This window comes from Mesorhizobium sp. P170090, assembly GCF_057786115.1.
On sequence record NZ_JBYNWH010000001.1, the window covers coordinates 2,078,596 to 2,099,201 of the forward strand.

The following is a 20,606-nucleotide window of genomic DNA, read 5'->3' on the forward strand; positions in this document are numbered from 1 at the left end:
ATCAGGGCAGCCAGTATATCTCGTTCGACTTCGATGCAAGCGGTAGGCGACAATAACACGTCGATAATTATTGTATTTGACTTCGTGCCACGGACGGGTTTTGCTGCAGAGCACGGGGATCAAGCCTCGTGCCTTGGCAAGTGGATATCGGGAGGTTCCTTTGGAGCATGCTGGAAACCATGGTGGCAGACTCGAGCTCCCTGCCGCTCTCGTGATCCGCGCCTGGCGTGACGCCGATTTCCTTGCCTCGTTGAGCGAAGAGGAACTGGCTTCCCTCCCGGCACACCCGGTCGGCTGGCTGCGTACCAGCCCTGGCACAACCGGCACCTTCGAGCGCCAAGCGGGGACTGTCGCCGCCACATGCTCAACGGTCGCCACAACGTGCTCCACCGTTTCCACCAAATGCTCCACCGTGGCGACGGCATGCTCCACGGTCGCGCCGACCTGCTCCACGGTGGCGACAACCTGCTCGACCGTTGCGACGTCTTGCAGCAGTGTGTCTAGCAGCTGTTCTACCGTTGCCACCACGTGCAGCACCGTCTCGACGAAGTGCAGCACGGTAGCCACCAGTTGCTCGACTGTCGCAGCCGATTGTCGCCCACGTGGGCGCAGACGCTGAGCGATGTCGAGCCTGCAGTTGGACCTCGATCCATCGATCGCTGGCCGGCAGCGCTCGGCACCGGTGAACGACGGACGCTCCTCGCCAGCGCGGCGAAAGAATTTTTGCCACGCAACGATCGAGCAGACCGCGCTTTTCCGCCCGGTTTCCTGGAGACGGAAGGTTGTGCGACGGAAGATGTTCCGTTTTTGCCGCATACCGCTGAGGTCGTCCGAATTCTCAAGCAGACGTGTGCGCCGACTTGGGCCAGTCCAGGATGGATCATCGGCCGATCGACCGGAGGGTTGATCAAGAGCATAGTCCGATCGTTCCGATGCCAAGTGTCGGCAGCTTTTCATCGACATATCATCAGCGCAAACCTTTCGGCAGAGAAGGTTTCGGCTTCACTCGCCAAGGCGCTTGGCGATGAACTCGATGAATTGTTGTTCAGACCTCTGACGCTGGAAAGGCGAATAGCGGATCTGGAGGGACGAGGAACGAATTGGGCGCACGCCGATTTCCGCGACCACCTAGACGATCGAGGTTCTCAGCTAGAGTTCTTCGAGAATTACCCGGCGCTCCTCCGCCAGTTGCATCTGCGTTGCGACCGGTGGTTTGCGGCGAGCTTGGAAGTGGTCCGACGGCTCCAGGACGACCGTGGCTGTATCGAAGAGGAATTCGGGATAGCCGCCGCGGATCGCCTCGTTGCGGCACACGCCACGTCAGGCGACCCGCATTCCGGCGGACGGAGGGCGACTCGGCTTCGCTTCGCCAGTGGAGCGGAGTTGATCTACAAACCACGACCGGTCGGCTCGACGAAAGTCTTCCAAGACCTTATCGGGGCGATGAACCGCGCTGGTCTGCCAGCCTCGTTACGCACCGTAAGGGTCGTTGATCGAACAAGTTATGGTTGGATGGAGCATGTTCGTTCCAACTCTTGCCGAAGCGACGGCGCGGTATCCAGATACTTCCGTCGCACAGGCTCCCTGCTCGCGGCTCTACACGTCATGGGCGGCAGCGACTGCCACTTCGAGAATGTCATAGCCGCCGGTGAACAGCCCATCGTGGTCGATCTGGAGACCCTACTGGCACCTCAACTCAAAACCGCCGACCGATCCGCATCAGCGACCGCTGAAACCGTCAGGGACAGCTCAGTGCTCGGCGTCGGCATGCTACCTTCCATCGACGGTACGGAACTTGGGGCCTTGGCCGCCACTCCGGGACAGAGTACCCGGCTGATGACTCTCGCGCTGATGGACGCCGGTTTGCCCGAAGCGAGAGTCGAACGCGTCGCGTGGCAACTCGGCGACGTGGCCAGCCTGCCTCGCCGCGGGAGGGTCCGGGTGCCAGCTATCGACTATGTGGCTGAGATCGAATCCGGATATTCGGATGGCTATTTCGCTCTCCAACGAATCCGTCAACCACTCGCGGCTCCGGGAGGTATCTTGGATCGGCTCGGTGCACAGGTTGTACGGTTGGTGCTGAGGCCGACCGCCTATTACGCGGATATGCTTCGCGAGAGCACCCATCCATCTGCGCTCAACGATGCCGTTCAGGCCGACCATGTTCTCGCGGCATCCTGGACCGACGCTCCGGATGCGCTTCGGCTCGCCGCGGCGCCTTCTGAATTGCGACAACTACGCGCCGCAGACATACCGTACTTCAGCGTTCGGGGAGCCAGTACTGCTATCGGCTTCGGCCGAGCTCGCTTAAGGTTCGCGCGCTCCGGCAGGAACGCCGCTGCGAAGCGGCTGGGGGACATGGGTGCGAACGATCTTGAACGTCAGGTTGGTCTTATCCGTGCGACATTCGGCGTCCGGCCTAGCACCGTCATCGACTCCGTGCTGCGGTCGCGCGCGGTGGATGAAGCAAGACTGATCGGCGAGAGATTGCTTTCGGAGGCGATCACGACTTCCGATGCGGCGAGCTGGCTTCACCTCTCACCAGGGAACGATGGCGCACACAGGGCCATCGAGCCAGTCGAAGGAAGCCTCTACGACGGGCTCCTCGGCATCGCCCTCTTCCTGGGCCGACTGCACGCTGTAACGGGGGAAAGTCGCTTTGCGACGCTGGCGAACAAGGCGCTTCGCGAAACACGAAGCAGAACAGTGGACCAAGGGGGGATCGGGGTCTTCGACGGGCTGGGAGGTGTGGTATACGCACTACCGCATCTCGCCTGCCTGCTTGGCGACGACAAGCTTGTCGACCAGGCCGAGCAGGCAGCGGAAAAGATCACGCTGCACTTGGGCCGTGCACGGCTTACCGCCGATCTGGTTTCGGGTACGGCCGGACTAGTATTGGCTGGAATGTCGCTGCACGCAGTCCGCAGTTCTTCCGCGAGCGAGCGTCTTCTCGACGCTACGGCAAGGCATCTGCGTCATGCGATCGAGCATTGCGAGGATCCACGGGTCGGTTCGAAACTCCCGTTCTCGCGTGGCGCGGCGCATGGCTGGAGCGGTGTCCTGCTCGCCTCGGCGCGCCTTTCTTCGGCTCTGCCGAAGCTGATGCCTCGGGAGGTTGTCGAGGCGGTCGCATCGATCGATCTCGATATCACATCCAATGACCGCTGGATTGATCCCGAGGACGATGCCCATCGTGATCAGGCAACATGGTGTCACGGCGCTCCCGGGATTGCCCTTTGCCGTATTGCGGCAGCTCGAGCGATCCCCTCCGAGATGTTGGTCGATGGGGCACGCCAGGCTCTCGTCGCCACCGATCTCGTCCGATTGAACGACATGCTTGAGCCTGGACTTTGTCACGGAAGCATGGGACTTATGGACATTGCCATTGCCGCTGGCGCGATGAACATGGGCGGGAAACCTCAAGTGGACTCCATGGCCTGGCGACGATTTTCGTCAAACGCTACCCATACGTTCAGGCCAGGCCTGATGACGGGTTTGGCGGGAATAGGCTACGGGCTGCTCAGGATGGCAGATCCGTCCACCCCGGACGTGCTTACGTTGGACCCTCCCTTATGCAACAATAGGCGGTAGGTCCGCGACGGCGTATAGATCGGCCACCTACCGACGAGCGCTTCTTAGAAGCAGACCTTCCGGATACGGCCCCATACAAGTCATTCGCTCGTCGCCCTTCGCGATGACACTTCTTGGCGCCCCAGTCTTCCAAGCCTGCAACGGTCGCTGGATCGCACGGGCGCGTATATTGGGTATCTTCGATACTCTGAAACGTCACGCCATGCTGCTTCCGTTTAACAATACCTCGGAGGCTGCGCCCATGACACCGACGAAGCTCCTTGTCGGTCAGATCGTAGTTGTATTCGCCATCGTCATCCTCGGCGTATGGACAGCGACTCAATGGTGCGCCCACATGCTGGATAATCAGCTGCAGCTTGGCGCGCCATGGTTTGTCGCGGCGGCCTGGCCGATCTACAAGCCGTGGAAACTGTTCGAATGGTGGTTTCAATTCGACGCCTACGCCCCTGAGGTCTTCGACAAGGCCGGCATGCTTGCCGGAGCCAGCGGATTCCTGGGGTGTGCGGCCGCAATAGCTGGCTCCCTCTGGCGCGCGCGGCAGAGGGGGTTGGTCACCACCTACGGTTCCTCACGATGGGCCGCGGCTCGGGAAATCGAGAAGGCAGGCCTGTTTGAGCCGGCCGGCGTTTTCCTTGGCAAACTGAAGGATCACTATCTGCGACATGACGGGCCGGAACATGTCATGGCCTTTGCGCCGACACGTTCGGGCAAGGGCGTCGGATTGGTCGTTCCAACTCTTCTTTCCTGGACCGGCTCGGCCGTCATTCACGACATCAAAGGCGAGAACTGGCAGCTGACCTCCGGCTGGCGGTCGAAGTTCTCGTACTCCCTTTTGTTCAACCCGACCGATCCAAGGTCGGCGCGGTACAACCCGCTGCTGGAAGTGCGCAGGGGCTCAGATGAGGTCCGCGACGTTCAGAACATCGCCGACATTCTCGTCGATCCGGAAGGCGCGCTGGAGCGGCGGAATCATTGGGAGAAGACTAGTCATTCACTCTTGGTCGGGGCCATCTTGCACGTGCTCTACGCCGAAGAAGAAAAGACGCTCGCCCGCGTCGCCACTTTCCTGTCGGATCCGCAACGCTCGTTTGCCACGACACTGCTGCGGATGATGACCACCAACCACCTCGGCACGGCGGACAAACCTCGGGTTCATCCCGTCGTGGCCTCGGCGGCTCGCGAGGTGCTTAACAAATCAGAGAACGAGCGCTCAGGCGTTCTCTCGACCGCCATGTCGTTTCTCGGTCTCTATCGTGACCCGACCGTGGCCGCGGCAACATCGGCCTGCGACTGGCGCATTGCCGACCTCATGGATGCGGAACGACCGATGTCGCTCTATCTAGTGGTGCCGCCATCGGATATCTCGCGCACCAAGCCACTGGTGCGACTGGTGCTCAATCAGATCGGCAGGCGACTGACGGAGCGGCTGGAAGGTGATCCGAAGAAGAGCCGCAAGTACCAACTGCTCATGATGCTGGACGAATTTCCGGCTCTTGGCCGCCTCGACTTCTTCGAGACCGCGCTCGCCTTCATGGCGGGTTACGGCATCCGCGCCTATCTGATCGCGCAATCCTTGAACCAGATCTCCAAAGCCTATGGCGAGAACAACGCCATTCTCGACAATTGCCATGTGCGCATTGCCTTTTCCTCCAACGACGAGCGCACGGCCAAACGCATCTCGGATGCGCTCGGTACGGCGACGGAACTCAGGTCCATGCGCAACTACGCCGGCCACCGGCTGGCGCCCTGGCTCTCGCACGTCATGGTCAGTCGCCAGGAGACCGCTCGCCCGCTGCTGACGCCTGGCGAGGTGATGCAGTTGCCGCAAGCTGACGAATTAATCCTTGTTTCGGGGTTGCCGCCGATCCGCGCCCAGAAGTTGCGCTACTACCAGGATCCCAATTTCACCGAACGGGTGCTGCCGGCGCCGGTGTTGCGGGAGGGTGTGTACGCGGACTGTCCTGCGTCGCGCCCCGACGATTGGAGCGGACAAGTCCGCAATGTTGACCGCCGTCTCGCTGCCGATGACGAAAACGCCGGCGCGGCAATCGAAGAAGAGGGCGGCGTGCAACAGCAGCGTCATCCCGGCCTGCCTGAAGAACACGTCGTCGTCTCTCAGGAGCCTGATCAAGACGACCTCTTCAATCTGGCGGACGATGACGCCGAGGCACTCGCAGACAAGCGTGTCATGGACCGGGTTTCTACCGCGGCGAGCGCCTACGGTATCAACGAGGGAAGGGGCGACGACAAGGACATCATCCCCGGCTTCTGAACGCCTTCCGCAACTGAGGCGTAGCTCGGCGTAGATAACGCCCATAAGCGATTTTGCGGATCTCGGCGATGTTCGTCCGCACCGCCGGCGCATCAGCGCCGGCCAGTCGGAACGAGACGCATGAAGCCCCATCGCATTCGCCACCAGTTTCTGCTCGAACCCGAATTGAGCGAGAAGCTGGAAACCCTCAGCCGCAACCCGTCGACCACGAAATCGGCGATCGTCGCGAAAGCGGTCGAGGCCTTCATCGAACGGCGTGGCGAAAACGAGCTCGACCAGCGCTACGGCAAGCGGCTGGACCGTCTTTCCCGCGATCTCGACCATGTCAGGCGCGACGCCGAAATAACTCTGGAGAGCCTGGCGCTCTTAATCCGCTTTTCAATCACGCTTCATGCCCACACGCCAATTCCGGATCGGGCGACACAGGCGATCGCCCAAGATCGCTTTGACAAATTCGTCGAGCAGGTCGGTCGCCAGATAGCCTCCGGAAAGCGCTCTCTTGGTTACTGCAAGGGCAACGGAGGCGAAGGATGAACTCTCATCCCGCAGCGGATCACCGCCGCCGAGCCATGCTGCGCACAGCCATGGGCGCCGCGATCACCGAGGCCCTTTCCGATTCGAAAGTCATCGAGGTGATGGTCAATCCCGACGGCACGCTGAGGCTCGACCGCTTGGGAGAAGGCCGGGTCGATACAGGCGTGCATATGCTTCCTTCCGAGGCGGAACGCATCATCCGGCTCGTCGCCTCCCATGTACGCGCCGAGGCGCATGCAGACAGTCCGATTGTCAGTGCCGAATTGCCATCAGGCGAGCGCTTCGAGGGTCTGCTACCGCCGGTCGTGCTGGCGCCATGCTTCGCCATCCGCAAACCGGCGGCAAAACTCTACACGCTGGCCAACTATGTCGCGGATCGCGTCATGCTCCCGCTGCAGGCTGATGCCCTGAGGAAGGCGGTGCGCGAGCGGCGCAACATCCTGGTCGCCGGCGGCACATCGTCGGGCAAAACGACACTTGCCAATGCTCTACTGGCAGAAGTCGCCGAATGCGATGAGCGGGTGATCCTGATTGAGGACACCCGCGAGCTGCAATGCGCGGCCAAGGACTGCGTTGCCATGAGGACGAGGCGGGGCTCCGTCACACTCGCCGATCTCATACGCTCCACGTTGCGGCTGAGGCCCGACCGCATCATCGTCGGCGAAGTCAGAGGCGCGGAAGCCCTGGATATGTTGAAGGCATGGAACACCGGACATCCCGGCGGCATTGCCACGGTACACGCCAATTCGGCACGCTCCGCACTCTATCGTATTGAGCAGCTCGCCCAGGAAGCCGTTGTCACCGTTCCCCGCCGGCTGATCGCCGATGCCGTCGACTTGGTCATCTTTATTGCCGGAAGAGGACCCGCGCGCCGCGTTGACGCGATCGCCGAGGTCACAGGTCTCGACGGCAGCGGCGATTACGCCGTCACCCCGCTCACCCTTCCGCAACTCCAGCAGCTTTGAAAGGTCATCTCATGCGCAGGAAAATTCGCTTTCTTTCGTCCGCCGTCGTCGCGCTTCTTCTCACGGCTCAGGCTCACGCTGCCGGCTCCGGCATGCCCTGGGAACAGCCGCTTCAGCAGATCCTGGAATCGGTGCAGGGGCCGGTGGCCAAGATCGTTGCCGTGATCATCATCATAACCACTGGCCTCACCCTTGCCTTCGGCGACACGGCCGGCGGTTTCCGCCGGCTCATCCAGATCGTCTTTGGCCTGTCGATCGCCTTCGCGGCCTCAAGCTTCTTTCTCTCCTTCTTCTCCTTTGGTGGCGGGGCGCTCGTCTGATGGCCGTCGGAGAGCAGCATACCGAAGGATTGGAGGTGCCCGTCCACCGGGCTCTGACTCAGCCGATCCTGCTCGGCGGTGCGCCGCGGGCGGTGGCGATCCTCAACGGCACGGTGGCGGCGGCAGTCGGCCTTGGCCTGCAGCAGTGGATTAGCGGTTTGGTGGTTTGGGTGGCGGGACACACGCTCGCGGTTTTTGCCGCACGGCGCGACCCGGACTTTGCCAGCGTGCTTATCCGCCATGTTCGCCAGAAGGGCTGGCTCGAATGCTGAATATTTCCGAATACCGCGGCAAAGCCGACCGGCTTGCCGACCATCTTCCCTGGGCAGCACTGGTTGCGCCTGGGATCGTGCTCAACAAGGACGGCAGTTTTCAGCGGACGTTGCGGTTTCGTGGCCCAGACCTTGAAAGCGCGACGGAAGCTGAGCTCATCGGCGTTTGCGCCCGGGCAAACAATGCGCTGAGGAGGTTGGGCTCTGGCTGGGCGCTGTTCTTCGAGGCCGAGCGCGTTGTGGCGCTGGGTTATCCGAGCTCGATGTTTCCCGACGCCGCCTCTTGGCTTGTCGACGAGGAACGGCGCGGCGCCTTCGAGGGCAAGGTCGCGCATTTCGAGAGCGTCTATCATCTGACCTTGGTCTTCATGCCGCCACCGGATGGCCAGGCGCGGGCGGAAAGCGCCTTGGTCGAGTCGCATCATTCGGGAGCCGCGAGAAACTGGCGCGAGGAACTGGCGTGGTTTGGCGATGAGACTGACCGGGTTCTCGATCTTCTGTCGGGCTTCATTCCTGAAGTACGTGCGATGGATGACGCCGAGACGCTAACTTATCTGCACGGCACGATCTCGACCCGCCGCCATCCGGTCGCCGTGCCTGAAACGCCAATGTATCTCGACGGCGTCCTGGTTGACGCGCCGCTGACCGGCGGCCTAGAGCCGATGCTGGGTGACCAGCATCTGCGCACGCTCACAATCCTCGGTTTTCCGAACGTGACCCGGCCCGGAATCCTCGATGCCCTCAATCACCAGGATTTCGCCTACCGCTGGGTGACGCGCTTCATCCCTCTCAACAAACTCGAAGCCACCAAGACGTTGACGCGGTTGCGCCGGCAGTGGTTTGCCAAGCGAAAGTCGGTCGCGGCTATTCTGCGCGAGGTGGTGACCAACGAACCTGTGCCTCTCCTCGACAGCGACGCCGACAACAAGGCGCTCGATGCCGATGCAGCACTGCAGGCATTGGGCGGCGATCACGTCGGCTTCGGCTATCTCACCACGACGGTGACGGTGTGGGATCAGAACCGTAAAGCCGCCGCGGAAAAGCTTCGCGCCGTCGAGCGGATCGTCAACGGGCTCGGCTTCACCACCATTCGCGAAAGCATCAATGCCGTCGAAGCGTGGCTTGGTTCATTGCCGGGTCATGTCTACGCCAACGTTCGCCAGCCGCTCGTTCACACGCTTAACCTTGCCCATCTCATGCCGCTGTCGTCCGTGTGGGCAGGTCCAGCGGAGAACGAGCATCTTGCCGAGGTCACCGGCGATTACGCTCCGCCGCTTCTTTTCGCCGAAACCGGCGGCTCGACGCCGTTTCGGCTTTCGACCCATATCGGCGATGTCGGCCACATGCTGATTGTCGGGCCGACCGGTGCCGGCAAGTCGGTTCTGCTTGCCCTGATCGCTTTGCAGTTCCGGCGCTACGCTGGCGCGCAAATCTATGTCTTCGACAAAGGCAATTCGGCCCGCGCCGCCGCGCTTGCCATGGGCGGCGACCACCATGCGTTGGGTGCGAATGGTGGGCTTGCTTTCCAGCCGCTGCGCCACATCGACGACCAGGCCACACAGAGCTGGGCGGCCGAATGGATCGCCGGCCTCATTGCCCACGAGAATGTCACCGTCACCCCGGAGGTGAAGGAGGCAATCTGGTCGGCGCTCACCAGTCTCGCCACCGCGCCGGCGCAGGAACGCACGCTGACTGGCCTGTCGGTCCTGCTTCAGTCCAATGCGCTCAAATCGGCGTTGATGCCCTACACGCTCGACGGTCCATTCGGCCGGCTGCTCGATGCCGATGACGACCGGCTGGCCATCTCGGATGTGCAGTGTTTCGAGACCGAGGATCTGATGCACAGCCGAGGCGCTGTGCTGCCGGTGCTCACTTATCTGTTCCACCGCCTCGAGGACCGATTTGACGGGCGGCCGACGCTGCTCATGCTCGACGAGGCCTGGGTCTATCTCGACCACCCGCTCTTTGCCGCCCGCATCCGCGAATGGCTGAAGGTGATGCGCAAGAAGAATGTGTCGGTGATCTTCGCTACGCAGTCGCTTGCCGACATCGCCGGCTCTTCTATCGCACCCGCAATCATCGAGAGCTGCCCGCAGCGCATTTTTCTCCCCAATGATCGTGCGGTGGAGCCGCACGCACGGGCAGCCTATGAGCGCTTCGGTCTTAATGAGCGACAGATCGAATTGGTCGCCCGCGCCACGCCGAAGCGCCACTACTATCTTCAGTCGCGCCGCGGCAACCGGCTTTTCGAGCTCGGACTCGGCCCGATCGCTCTTGCGCTTTGCGGCGCCTCCGACCCGGCCGCGCAGACCTTGATCGACAATGTTCTTTCCGAAGAAGGGCAGGGCAGCTTTGCCGCCCGTTTCTTCAATGCGCGCGGCCTTCAGTGGGCTGCCGAGCTTCTCCTGCAATTTCCTCAACCTAACAAGGAGCAATCGTCATGATCGGACGCCGCCTTTTTACTAGCCTGGTCACCGTTTCCCTGATCGCCAAACCGATGGCTGACTACGTCCAGCCGGCCTATGCGCTGATCGTGTTTGACCCGTCCAACTATACGCAAAATGTGCTGTCGGCAGCACGCGCATTGGAGCAGATCAACAACCAAATCCAGTCGCTTCAGAATCAGGCGACCATGCTGCAGAACATGGCGCGCAACCTTCAGCGCCTGGATTTCTCTTCCGTGGGCCAGCTTACCGGCTCGCTCCAACGGATTGACGGTCTGATGACCCAGGCGAGCGGCCTGAGCTTCGATCTCGACAAGCTGCAGGACCAGTGGCGCCAGCAATATCCGGAAAGCTACGACGCCACCATCAAGGTCAGCGATGTGGCGAGCGCTGCGCGCGAGCGCTGGCAGAGCGCCATGCAGGCGTTCCGCCAGACCATGAGCGCGCAGTCGCAGATCGTCGAGAACGTGCAGGCCGATGGCGACCTACTTACCGATCTCGTCAATCGTAGTCAGGGCGCGGCAGGTGCCCTCGAGGCAAGCCAGGCTACCAATCAGCTGATCGCGCTTTCGACCAAGCAGCAGATGCAGATCCAGACGCTGCTTGCGACCCAGTTCCGGGCCGAGGCCGAGGATGCGGCGCGCAAGGCGCAGTCTGAGGAAGCCGCTCGCGAGACGACGAAGCGTTTCCTGGGCACCGGCACGGCCTATCCCGGCAACTGATCGGCAGTTCTTTTAAGACAACGAGGAAGGCGGCTACATGAACGACCTCGGAGTCATCGATCGCTTCATGGAGACCTTTACCCGCTATATCGATAGCGGGTTCGGTCTGCTTTCGGGCGACGTCGCCTTTCTCACCACAATTCTGATCGGCATTGACATCACGCTCGCGGGCTTGGTCTGGGCTTTCGGCGGCGAACCCAACGTTTTTGGCCGGCTTGTCCGCAAAGTGCTCTATGTCGGCGCCTTCGCCTTCATGCTCAACAACTTCAAGAACCTCGCCGACATCATCTACCGTTCCTTTGCCGGGCTCGGCATCAATGCGTCCGCCGGCAATCTGTCCGCCGAAAGTCTCCTGCGGCCAGGCCGGATTGCCGCAGCCGGCTTCGAGGGCGCCTGGCCGCTCCTCAATCAAGCGAGCCAGCTAGTAGGCTTCCCCGAGATTTTCGGTAACGCGCTCACCATCTTCGTGCTGCTTCTGGCCTGGTTCTTGGTCCTCATCGCCTTCTTCATTCTTTCCATCCAGCTCTTCATCACCATCCTCGAGTTCAAGCTCACCACGCTGGCCGGCTTCGTCCTGGTGCCCTTCGCGCTCTGGAACCGCTCGGCGTTCCTGGCCGAGCGCGTGCTCGGCAATGTGATTTCGTCGGGCATCAAGGTGATGGTGCTTGCCGTCATCGTCGGCATCGGCTCCACGCTCTTTGGCGAGTTCGCTTCCGCCCTGCAGGGCCAGGAGCCGGACCTGGCCGCGGCGATGTCGCAGGTGTTGGGTGCACTTGCGCTGCTTGGGCTCGGCATTTTCGGCCCCGGGATTGCGTCGGGTCTTGTTTCCGGCGCGCCGCAGCTCGGTGCTGGCGCAGCACTTGGAACAACGGGGGCCGCAGCCGGATCAACGCTCGTTGCCGGAGGCGCCGCGTTTGCCGGCACGCGCATGGCGGCCGGCGGTAGTCTTGGTGCAATCCGTGCCGGCACAGCTTTGGGATCGGCTGCTTCCACGGCCTGGCATATGGGCCGTGCAACAGCGCCTGGCTCCGTCCTCTCCGGGGTAGCTGCTGGGCTGCAGGGTGTTGCGAATGCCGCTGGCGGCGCCGCGATGCAGGGAATGCGATCTGCTTCAGAGCCTTTCCGACGCAGCGCCGACGCCGGCCGCGATGCCGGCTGGACAGCGACCGGTGGCACGCCGATCAGCTCGATGAGCGGAAGTTCGCCCGCTGCGGATCCAACCGCGGCGCCTCCATGGGCAAGGCGTCTGCGCTCCGAACAGGCCGCGCGCGCCCATCGCCATGCTGCCACGCAGGTGGTGCGCGATGGCGATCGGGGCGGAAGCGGCGCCAACCCCTCTCTCAACGACAAGGAAGATTAGATGCTCTTCAAGCGACCCGTTCAGCGTTACGGAAAGACGTCCGAGCCTGAAACACCTTATCAAAAGGCCGGTCAGCTCTGGGACGAACGCATCGGCACAGCGCGCGTGCAGGCGAGGAACTGGCGCCTGATGGCCTTTGGCTGCCTGGCCTTGGCCGCGGGGCTTTCTGGCGGGCTTCTATGGCAGTCGGCGCAGGGCCGCTTTGCGCCTTACGTCGTTGAGGTCGACCGTTTTGGTGAGGCGCGCGCCGTCGCGCCGGCAATTCAGGACTACCAGCCTGACGATGCCCAGATCGCCTGGCATCTCGGCCGCTTCATCCAGAATGTCCGCTCCATCTCCACCGATCCGGTGCTGGTGCGGCAGAACTGGCTGTCGGCCTACGATTTCGCCACCGACCGCGCGGCGCTTTTCCTCAACGAGCATGCCAAGGCGAACGACCCGTTCAGTCAGATCGGCACGCGCAGCGTGTCGGTGCAGGTGACCAGCGTCGTCAGGGCTTCCGACAGTTCATTCCAGGTCAAATGGACCGAGCAGATTTTTGAGCGTGGTAGCCTTGCGAGCACGACGCGCTGGACAGGTATCCTCACCATAGTGATCCGCTCGCCGACGAACACTGACCAGCTGCGCAAGAACCCTCTCGGCGTCTTCATCAACGCCATCGACTGGTCGCGCGAGCTCGACAGCGCCGCGCCAACCCCCGTTTCCCCTCAGGAGCCCGCCAATGACAAATAGAGCCCCATCGTTTCGTGCTGCCTTCATGCTGTCGGCGTCTGCTGCGGTTCTTTCGGCCTGTGCCTCGAAGCCAGTGCCGCCGCCTCAGATTCCCTATGACCACGAGGATTTCAAACCAGCCGCGATCGAGAAGGCGCCGGAGAAGCCGGTCAAGGTCGTGGAAGTGCCGAAGCCGTTGCCGTTGCCTGGTCAGTTGATGCTCGCACCCGGCAAGCCCGCCTCAGATAAGCGCTCGCCGGAAGAACAGGTCGCCGATGCCAACAAGGCGGCGACGCAACAACCCACCAAGTTTGGCTATGTCAATGCGGTGCAGGTTTACCCCTTTGCCGACGGCGCGCTCTACCAGCTCTACGCCGCGCCGGAGCGCGTCACCGATATCTCATTGCAGAGGGGCGAGAAGCTGACCTCGGTCTCAGCCGGGGACACGGTCCGTTGGGTGATCGGTGACACCGTTAGTGGCTCAGGCGATGACCAGCGCACTCATGTGCTGGTGAAGCCATTCGCGCCGGGGCTTGCCACCAATCTGGTCATCACGACGGACAGGCGATCCTATCACCTGCAACTTCAAAGCACTGAGAAAACTGCCATGGCGGCGCTCTCCTGGATTTACAGCGAAGACCAACTCATGGCGCTTCGGCGGCGCAACGCTCAGGCCGAGGCTGAAATGCCCGCGGCCTCGAACGTAGCACTCGAAAACATCCGCTTCCGGTATTCGATCGCCGGCGACACGCCACCGTGGAGACCGACGCGCGCCTTTGATGATGGCAGCAGGGTCTATATCGAATTTCCGAGCCGTATCGACCAAGGGGAGGCGCCGCCGCTCTTCATCGTCGGAGCCGACGGGGACAACCACCTCGTCAACTATCGCATGCGCGGCAACTACTACATCGTCGATCGCCTCTTTGCTGCGGCCGAGCTGCGGCTTGGCACCAAGCAACAGCAGGTGGTGCGCATTACGAGAACCGACGGTCGGCAACCGCCGCGGCGGGTTTGGCTGTTTTCGCGTTTTGGCAGGTAAGGGGAGGCTCATGAACGATACTTCCCATCCGAATGCTCTGCCGAAGCTCAATCCCGAACAGCTGCAGCTGAGAGCCTCGCCCCGCCGAGCGGTGCGGTTCAGGCGCGGCATAATCGTCGCGATCGCTGCTGTTGGTTCCGGCGCTGTTTTTGGCGTCACGATGATGGCGCTGCGGGGACCCGCATTGCGCCTGAAACAGCAGGCCGAAGAGCTCTACAGCACGGACCGCAAGCCGACCGCCGAGGGACTTGAAACGCTGCCCAAGGACTATTCCGGGAGCAAGCCGAAGGCTCCGGTGCTTGGACCGCCGCTGCCTGGGGATCTCGGCCGTCCTATTCTCGAGCACCAGCGCCAGCTTGGCATCGCACCAGGGCAAGACGTTTCCGCCGAGGCCCAGCGGCTTGCACAACAAGCGGTTGAGGCGCGCGAGTCGCAAGTCCTCTTCCGCATCGAAAACCGGCCCCAGCAGACGGAAGCTTTTGGCAATGGGCAGGGCGGACGTTCGCCTTTCGAGACGGCGTCTCCGCAGCCAAATACAGAAGGCCAGCGAGCTTCCGTCGCGCCGGCCGAGGGCGACCCGAACAATCAACAGCGCAAGCTCGATTTCATCGATCAACGGAACACCGGCGGGATCTACAACCCGCATACACTGCAGACGCCGGCTTCGCCCTATCAGATCATGGCCGGTAGCGTGATCGCTGCAAGCCTGATCACCGGCATCAATTCCGATCTGCCCGGCCTTGTCGTCGCCCAGATCACCGAGAATGTGCACGACAGCGTCACCGGCAGCATCCTGCTCATCCCGCAGGGCTCACGGCTGATCGGCACCTACGACAGCGTTGTAGCCTTTGGGCAAAGGCGCGCTCTGTTGGTGTGGCAACGCATCGTGATGCCGGACGGCTCATCTATCGAAATCGACAATCTGCCCGTGACCGACGCGGCCGGCTATGCCGGGCTCAAGGACAAAGTGGATTTCCATACTTGGCAGCTGATCAAGGGCGTCGCGGTGGCCACATTGCTGGGGGTTGGTACCGAGTTGAGCTTTGGGGAAAATGAAAGCGACTTGGTCAAGGCAATTCGTGAATCCGCCCAGCAGAACGTCAGTCAAGCCGGCCAACGGATCACGGAAAAGAACCTGAACGTCCAACCCACGATCACCGTCCGCCCTGGTTGGCCGTTGCGCGTCGTCGTGCACAAGGACCTCGTGTTGCGGCCATATACGGGGTGAACAGGAGGACTTGATGGCTAATTTGAAACTCGGAAAACTTCCGGACCGGACGCCTTCGAAGATCACCATCACCGTTGGCGCCGACTTGAGCCAAGCACTCAACGACTATGCCGCACTTTACCGTCAGACCTATGGCGAGTCCGAAACCGTGGCTGAACTGATTCCCTTTATGCTGGTCGGGTTCCTGGAAGGCGACCGGGCGTTTGCCAAGGCCAGAAAAGAAGGTCTGCCGGGCGCTGGCGTGTCGGAGAAACCACGACGGCAATCATCTTCCAAGCTGGACAACGGGTAGCGCTTGGTGTCGCTTGGTCGCACGCTAGGTTCTTGATCCTGACCGCGTTGCGGCCGGTCCCAGCGAGCGCTTCGCAAAATTGAGATCAGGCTTTCGCTTTACGCGTTGAGGTAGGTTTCTTGGCCGGAGCAGCCTTCCTTCCCAAGCTAACGATTTTACCAGCGCTTATCAGGCGGCCGAATAGTTCAGGGCGACCACGGGATAGCCTTCGCCAGTCCCCACCTCGCCTGGGCCGCGGTCAGTCTCCCAGGCCATAGCAGCCCTCAAAGCAGCGTCGCCCAGACCGGACGGTCCTCTACAGCGGCGGCAGATACGAAGCCCTGACGCGGACAATATGGCGGCGAGGCGGCGCCGATGACAAGGATCGGCTGGTTAGCCCACTGGTCGAAGAGGTCATAAATGGGTGGGAGCGGTTGACCTTGTCGTCCTCGGCAAGCGGTTAGCCGCGGTGCGCCATCGGCCGGCTCAATCGGCTCACGTCAGAAAGGCATACCCATCAAGGCTAGAATAGAAACGAACAGGGTCTGCTTCGATATCCAATTCGAAGACCGTCAGGACGCGGGCACTCTGAGTGCGGTCCTTGACCTTCATGCGGAACCGCGCAATCTCGTACTCACCCGCCGGCCATATGGCGCCGGCCGATACGTTCTCGATCAATATCTCCAGCACGCCAGCCGCAGCGTTGGAGAGCGGCGCCTTTGACACATTGTCACCCTTTGCCGCAGATGTGAAGTCGAAGGCCTCCTCCTCGAAGCTGATCTTTGCCCGCACCTTATCGATTCGCGCTGCGGCGCTGAGCCTCGCGGAAAGACCAAACCCAATTTCGTCGTTCGCGTCCGGCCGACCGCCCTTCAACCTTATCGCATTCCCCATAACGTCGCTGATCTGCGCCAGGAAGCCGTCAATCTTCGCGACGATCGACTGCCGAAAGTCCGAGGCGACTGCCTGTACCGCCGCGGGCTGCATCCTGAGATCCTGCAGGCTGCTCAGATAGGCCTCCACCTGGATTTTGAGCGCCATGATCTTCTTCTCATCGTCCGGCGAAAGTGTTTCGTCTTGATAGGTTCGCACCTCGAAAGGACGACCGTCATTGCAACGCCAGTAAAGGACCGGGTTCGCCCACCCAGGAGATCCTATCGACGTCGTTGCGGCGATCTGCGATCGGGCTTCAGTGACAGCCTCGTCGATAGTGGTACCGGGATTGAGCAGCGCCCCGTAAAATCTGCCGCTGAAAGATACTGCCGCCGCCGATTCCAAATCGAACTGCATCGCGACGACCGCCGACACATTCGAGAGACTTCCCGGGCTGACCAACCGCTGCGCTATTCCGTTGAATGCCGTGGTTGCATACGGAGCTCCTGCAATCTGAGGCGGAAGCGCCGCTGTCGAACATCCGGTGATGACGACAAGATTTACAGAAGGGCAATTCTTTAACATCGAGTCGAACGTGAATGCGTCGAGAGGATCCAGGCCTCCATCCTCCGCCTGGAGGCAAAGAAACGCACGCGGCGTAGGATCACCGCCAATCTGCCCGACGCCCCCGTGCCCTGCGAAGTGCAGGACGTGGTAGCCGCCACTCAACAGCCGCTTGTTCAATTCGCCACGCGTCGGTGGGGTACACTGATCGATCGACACAAGGCGGTTCGCGTCCAGTTCCTTCAACGCCTCCCTGACGGTTGCAGTTTCTTTCGCGACGTCGGCCGGCGGCCACCCTTGTGGGCTTGCCGCAACCACCAAGATGCGCAGTGGCGGTGAGAGCGGAACGGTCTTTCGATCCGGCTTGGCAACGAGGGTCCTGCTTACAGGCGTCCGCATGGCTGATGCGTAGAACCCGCTTCCGGGTGTGTAGATGGTCTCGAAGGGAATTTCGGACAGGCGAACGCCCTGCTGCGGTCCGTCTAGCGAAAGAGTGGAAAATACGATGCGAAGGGTCCGATTGTTGTCGGAAGATATCTGAAGCGCTGCGTCGAGAGCTGCCTGCACGGCAGGATTGGTGACGGATTTGTAGACCGCTTCACCGATACGTTGCATTTCCCCCAAATTGCCCCCATTGCCGAAGTTTGCCTTGTCGCGGATCGCTGCCAGGTCCGCTGCCGCGAACACAGCTTCGGGCCGCCCCTTCGGTCCAGCGGATGCGGCTATGGGTGTTTCGAGTATCTGAAGCGCCAACTGTCCGTCGATGCCTGGCGTTATCTGCAGCCTGAACTCGTCATACGGCATCTGTAGTCACTCCGATTTAAAGCTCTCGGCAGTCGAGGATAAGTCGGAGAAGCGCGACCGCTCTTCGTCATAGCTTTCCCCCAAAGCCTTCCCCATCTCGGTATCCCCGAACGTTTTCAATTTTTCCTGCAAGTCGGTCGCCAGCCTGGCAGCCAGCTGGGCCTGAACCTCGGCCGCATGCTGCATCGGGTCGATCGTACTTCCGAGTCTCAGGGGTCTGTATCCGTCCTCGCGAATCACCAGCGAGAAACTCTCTGTTGGGGTCAACGTCCCAGCGCGCGCAAGCCGGGCGACGGCGGTGTTGTATGCCCTGAGAACGTTTCCACGTTCGGCTATCAACTCGGAATAGAATTCGCCCCAGAACGCAGCGACACCGCTCTCGTCGACGTCCGACCGGTTGACGATGCTGGTGGGCAGGCGAACGGACTGGGGTGCATGCGCAAAGCCAACTAGGCCGGATATGTCGTAGTTGCGCTGCGAAAAACCGGTGCTGATGCACAGCAGCCTGGTCGATACCGGCAGACCGCGGGAGACCTGCGAGGCGCGGATCCAGTTCGTCAGCCCGGTTGTCTCGTCACGGAGAACTACGGCGCCTTCGCCGCCCACGATGCCTCCGTGACCCATGAAGTGAATGATATGCGGATCGAATTCTTGCACGACTTCCATCACGCTCGTTCCGGTCGCACGCCTGGCTTCCCTCACGTCGTAGAATTGCGAATCCGCAGATTCCCGCAGAATGGACCTGTCGCGCTCATTGAAGGCGATATCGTCGTGCGCATTAGACGAAACAAGCAGCATGCGGAGCGGCGGCACGACCGTGAGCGGCGGTGGTCTGAGCGACGACGGCACTAGACGAGCGACCGAGAATCCCACCGGGTTCAGATTCAAGCGCAGAAGCGATTCCCAAGGTAGGAGGTCGACACCCACGTTACCACTCTGGATCATGAGTTGGACCGGCTCATTCGCCATCGCGACCTTTTGCTGGGCCTCCGGTGGCACCAATCCCCACAGCCAGTCTGAGGCCAGCCCCGACGACGGATCGCTCGACCACGGCGGCAGGCTGACAAGCATTCCTTCCGATGCCGGCAGGGCGGACATCTCCTCCTCTGAGGCGGCCCATGCGACAAAATAGGCTTCTTCCGAGCCAAAAACCTGCTCGGGAGATATGGAGGAGCCTCTCGCGTTTGGCAGGCTGCTTTCGCGAGTGAAGCGGACGATCAGGTCCATGTTGGTCATCCTTTCTATTGTTGCAGCGACCTACTCAACTCTTGCGATACGAAACGATCAATCCTGGATTTGCGTGCTGAGGGGGAAGAGGCGAGGGGATCATTTATGCTGCGTTTGCCCTTGGGAGCATTGTGCTCGAGAAGCTGGATAGCGTTGGTCGAGAGGGCATCTATTTCCTTGTCCAGGGAGTTGTTCACGATCGCGTCGTTGATTGCGATCCTCACCACCGAAACGGCGTGGCGGGGGGCGATGCCGAACTGGGAGTTGAGTTGCCTTAGCGAGGTGGCGCCCTTCGTGATCGCGTCCTCGTGCTCCTTCGAGTACTCCACCAGGGAACGCAACGTCGCGCCCTCCATGGCGGGTATCGCCGAATCCATCACTCCAGCGATGACCAGCGGGATGTCGGCCAGGTAGTCGTTCAGGGCCGCGGAATCTTCATACAGCGGCTTCCAATCGGCTTCCAGCGCGTCGGCATGCTGTTCGAGTGCGCTGCGGAAGGTCGCGTCCGGCGAGGCCGCGCCCATAGTCCTGATGTATTGGGTGCACAGCATTACTCGGATATAATGGTTTGGGTGTGCGTCACCCGGGATGATCTGCATCACCTGGTTAGGAGGAAGGATCAGTATATTGCGCAGCATGTACGCGAAGGCGGGACCCGAAAAATGCAGCGCGAGCAGATCAGGAAATATCTCCGAGGCCCACCCCAGCCAACGCCTCTGGCGAGGCTGCGGCAACGCGGTGCCTTCGAACGCCTTGGAAAGATTCGTCTTGATCGCCGAGAGCAGTTTCAGATCGGCATCGATCTCGTGGCCGACCTCGTGACAGATAGAGAGGAATTCCCACACGTTTGCCGTCTGGTCATAAGGCACTTCCACCACGGGAATCGGAAGGGTACTGCCTGCGAGTTCCTCGCTTTGCCCGTCATTCGGACGGGTACCGCGAGCCCAGGTCATCGCAGAAAGTTCTGGACTGAGGTAGGTGAGGGGCGGCTCTCTCACGTCTTCCGCGGCGATCCATCCCTTGGCCTTCGCAGCCCCGATCGCGGCGTCATAGCAGTCGATCGCGATTATGTCGGCCGCCCGCAGACGCTTGCGGAAGCGGTCGGACCTGCGCTGGTCGAACTTCCTGCGGAAGAAATCCCAGGCCCGTTGCGCCGACCCAATCGCCATCAAAATGTCGTACAGACCGGATTCGTATAAGGACTGGTCGTTTTCAGATGGTAGGTTGCCGAGCAGCGTGTCGTACCTGCTGCTAAAGGCGGCAATCAAATCGGCGATCGCCTCCATCTGGCTCCAGTGCAAGTTCGAGTCGAGATCGGTCTCGGCGAGAGTCTTCCACTCCGCGACTTCCGCCGGCAGTTCCTTTGTTCGCCGCTCGAGCTCCCGCCTTCTCAGGCGCAGAAGGTCCAT

Annotated in this window: 17 protein-coding genes; 14 read left to right on the forward strand and 3 right to left on the reverse strand. The window is 61.4% G+C overall.

The genetic code is table 11. From position 1 onward, the window contains the following. Nucleotides 1-211 precede the first annotated feature (211 nt). From AC3EML_RS09910 to AC3EML_RS09975, 14 genes are all read left to right on the forward strand, one after another. The gene (locus tag AC3EML_RS09910; protein ID WP_352460385.1) at nt 212-619 is read left to right on the forward strand and encodes a mersacidin/lichenicidin family type 2 lantibiotic; all 408 of its coding nucleotides are present in this window, start codon (nt 212-214) and stop codon (nt 617-619) included. Next, complete coding sequence (lanM, locus tag AC3EML_RS09915; RefSeq protein ID WP_352460386.1) at nt 529-3,591, forward strand: type 2 lanthipeptide synthetase LanM; 3,063 nt, start codon at nt 529-531, stop codon at nt 3,589-3,591. The genes AC3EML_RS09910 and lanM overlap by 91 nt, the downstream gene beginning before the upstream one ends. Before the next feature lie 241 nt (nt 3,592-3,832). Then, complete coding sequence (locus AC3EML_RS09920) at nt 3,833-5,863, forward strand: conjugal transfer protein TraG (RefSeq protein ID WP_352460408.1); 2,031 nt, start codon at nt 3,833-3,835, stop codon at nt 5,861-5,863. Between the two features lie 120 nt (nt 5,864-5,983). Beyond that, a complete protein-coding gene (locus AC3EML_RS09925; protein WP_352521972.1) occupies nt 5,984-6,397 on the forward strand; it encodes a CopG family transcriptional regulator in 414 nt (137 codons plus the stop codon). Further along, nucleotides 6,394-7,362, forward strand: a complete 969-nt coding sequence (trbB, locus tag AC3EML_RS09930) for a P-type conjugative transfer ATPase TrbB (protein ID WP_352460387.1) — start codon at nt 6,394-6,396, stop codon at nt 7,360-7,362. The genes AC3EML_RS09925 and trbB overlap by 4 nt, the downstream gene beginning before the upstream one ends. An 11-nt stretch (nt 7,363-7,373) precedes the next feature. Next, entirely contained in the window at nt 7,374-7,682 is a 309-nt protein-coding gene (locus AC3EML_RS09935; RefSeq protein WP_023704094.1) for a TrbC/VirB2 family type IV secretion system protein, read from the forward strand. Then, nucleotides 7,682-7,954: a VirB3 family type IV secretion system protein gene (locus tag AC3EML_RS09940; RefSeq protein WP_023704093.1), complete on the forward strand. Its 273-nt coding sequence runs from the start codon at nt 7,682-7,684 to the stop codon at nt 7,952-7,954. The genes AC3EML_RS09935 and AC3EML_RS09940 overlap by 1 nt, the downstream gene beginning before the upstream one ends. Then, a complete protein-coding gene (gene trbE / locus AC3EML_RS09945) occupies nt 7,948-10,398 on the forward strand; it encodes a conjugal transfer protein TrbE (RefSeq protein WP_352460388.1) in 2,451 nt (816 codons plus the stop codon). Before AC3EML_RS09940 ends, trbE begins: the two co-directional genes overlap by 7 nt. After that, complete coding sequence (gene trbJ / locus AC3EML_RS09950; protein WP_023669263.1) at nt 10,395-11,120, forward strand: P-type conjugative transfer protein TrbJ; 726 nt, start codon at nt 10,395-10,397, stop codon at nt 11,118-11,120. Before trbE ends, trbJ begins: the two co-directional genes overlap by 4 nt. Before the next feature lie 37 nt (nt 11,121-11,157). Beyond that, the gene (gene trbL / locus AC3EML_RS09955; RefSeq protein ID WP_352460389.1) at nt 11,158-12,480 is read left to right on the forward strand and encodes a P-type conjugative transfer protein TrbL; all 1,323 of its coding nucleotides are present in this window, start codon (nt 11,158-11,160) and stop codon (nt 12,478-12,480) included. Next, on the forward strand, nt 12,481-13,212 hold the full coding sequence (trbF, locus tag AC3EML_RS09960; protein WP_023704090.1) for a conjugal transfer protein TrbF: 732 nt from the start codon (nt 12,481-12,483) through the stop codon (nt 13,210-13,212). Further along, entirely contained in the window at nt 13,202-14,230 is a 1,029-nt protein-coding gene (gene trbG / locus AC3EML_RS09965) for a P-type conjugative transfer protein TrbG (protein ID WP_352445730.1), read from the forward strand. The genes trbF and trbG overlap by 11 nt, the downstream gene beginning before the upstream one ends. Nucleotides 14,231-14,240: 10 nt before the next feature. Then, nucleotides 14,241-15,458, forward strand: coding sequence for a TraB/TrbI/VirB10 family type IV secretion system protein (locus AC3EML_RS09970; protein ID WP_352521973.1), 1,218 nt, complete (start codon nt 14,241-14,243; stop codon nt 15,456-15,458). Nucleotides 15,459-15,471: 13 nt separating this feature from the next. Beyond that, complete coding sequence (locus AC3EML_RS09975; RefSeq protein ID WP_023685997.1) at nt 15,472-15,750, forward strand: DUF2274 domain-containing protein; 279 nt, start codon at nt 15,472-15,474, stop codon at nt 15,748-15,750. Between the two features lie 474 nt (nt 15,751-16,224). On the opposite strand, the gene AC3EML_RS09980 is transcribed toward AC3EML_RS09975, so the two are convergent. The 3 genes from AC3EML_RS09980 to AC3EML_RS09990 are packed head-to-tail and all read right to left on the reverse strand — an operon-like array spanning nt 16,225 to nt 20,606. Then, complete coding sequence (locus tag AC3EML_RS09980) at nt 16,225-17,970, reverse strand: CHAT domain-containing protein (RefSeq protein ID WP_352460391.1); 1,746 nt, start codon at nt 17,968-17,970, stop codon at nt 16,225-16,227. A gap of 6 nt (nt 17,971-17,976) precedes the next feature. After that, on the reverse strand, nt 17,977-19,197 hold the full coding sequence (locus AC3EML_RS09985; protein ID WP_352460392.1) for a CHAT domain-containing protein: 1,221 nt from the start codon (nt 19,195-19,197) through the stop codon (nt 17,977-17,979). A 14-nt stretch (nt 19,198-19,211) separates the two neighbouring features. Beyond that, nucleotides 19,212-20,606, reverse strand: coding sequence for a hypothetical protein (locus AC3EML_RS09990; RefSeq protein WP_352463430.1), 1,395 nt, complete (start codon nt 20,604-20,606; stop codon nt 19,212-19,214).

Coding starts and splice junctions, on each gene's coding strand:
- trbL (WP_352460389.1), top strand. CDS start 11,158: ATGAACGACCTCGGAGTCATCGATCGCTTCATGGAGACCTTTACCCGC.
- AC3EML_RS09990 (WP_352463430.1), bottom strand. CDS start 20,606: ATGGACCTTCTGCGCCTGAGAAGGCGGGAGCTCGAGCGGCGAACAAAG.
- AC3EML_RS09940 (WP_023704093.1), top strand. CDS start 7,682: ATGGCCGTCGGAGAGCAGCATACCGAAGGATTGGAGGTGCCCGTCCAC.
- AC3EML_RS09985 (WP_352460392.1), bottom strand. CDS start 19,197: ATGGACCTGATCGTCCGCTTCACTCGCGAAAGCAGCCTGCCAAACGCG.
- trbF (WP_023704090.1), top strand. CDS start 12,481: ATGCTCTTCAAGCGACCCGTTCAGCGTTACGGAAAGACGTCCGAGCCT.
- trbE (WP_352460388.1), top strand. CDS start 7,948: ATGCTGAATATTTCCGAATACCGCGGCAAAGCCGACCGGCTTGCCGAC.
- AC3EML_RS09970 (WP_352521973.1), top strand. CDS start 14,241: ATGAACGATACTTCCCATCCGAATGCTCTGCCGAAGCTCAATCCCGAA.
- AC3EML_RS09920 (WP_352460408.1), top strand. CDS start 3,833: ATGACACCGACGAAGCTCCTTGTCGGTCAGATCGTAGTTGTATTCGCC.
- trbG (WP_352445730.1), top strand. CDS start 13,202: ATGACAAATAGAGCCCCATCGTTTCGTGCTGCCTTCATGCTGTCGGCG.
- AC3EML_RS09935 (WP_023704094.1), top strand. CDS start 7,374: ATGCGCAGGAAAATTCGCTTTCTTTCGTCCGCCGTCGTCGCGCTTCTT.
- AC3EML_RS09925 (WP_352521972.1), top strand. CDS start 5,984: ATGAAGCCCCATCGCATTCGCCACCAGTTTCTGCTCGAACCCGAATTG.
- AC3EML_RS09980 (WP_352460391.1), bottom strand. CDS start 17,970: ATGCCGTATGACGAGTTCAGGCTGCAGATAACGCCAGGCATCGACGGA.
- trbJ (WP_023669263.1), top strand. CDS start 10,395: ATGATCGGACGCCGCCTTTTTACTAGCCTGGTCACCGTTTCCCTGATC.
- trbB (WP_352460387.1), top strand. CDS start 6,394: ATGAACTCTCATCCCGCAGCGGATCACCGCCGCCGAGCCATGCTGCGC.
- AC3EML_RS09975 (WP_023685997.1), top strand. CDS start 15,472: ATGGCTAATTTGAAACTCGGAAAACTTCCGGACCGGACGCCTTCGAAG.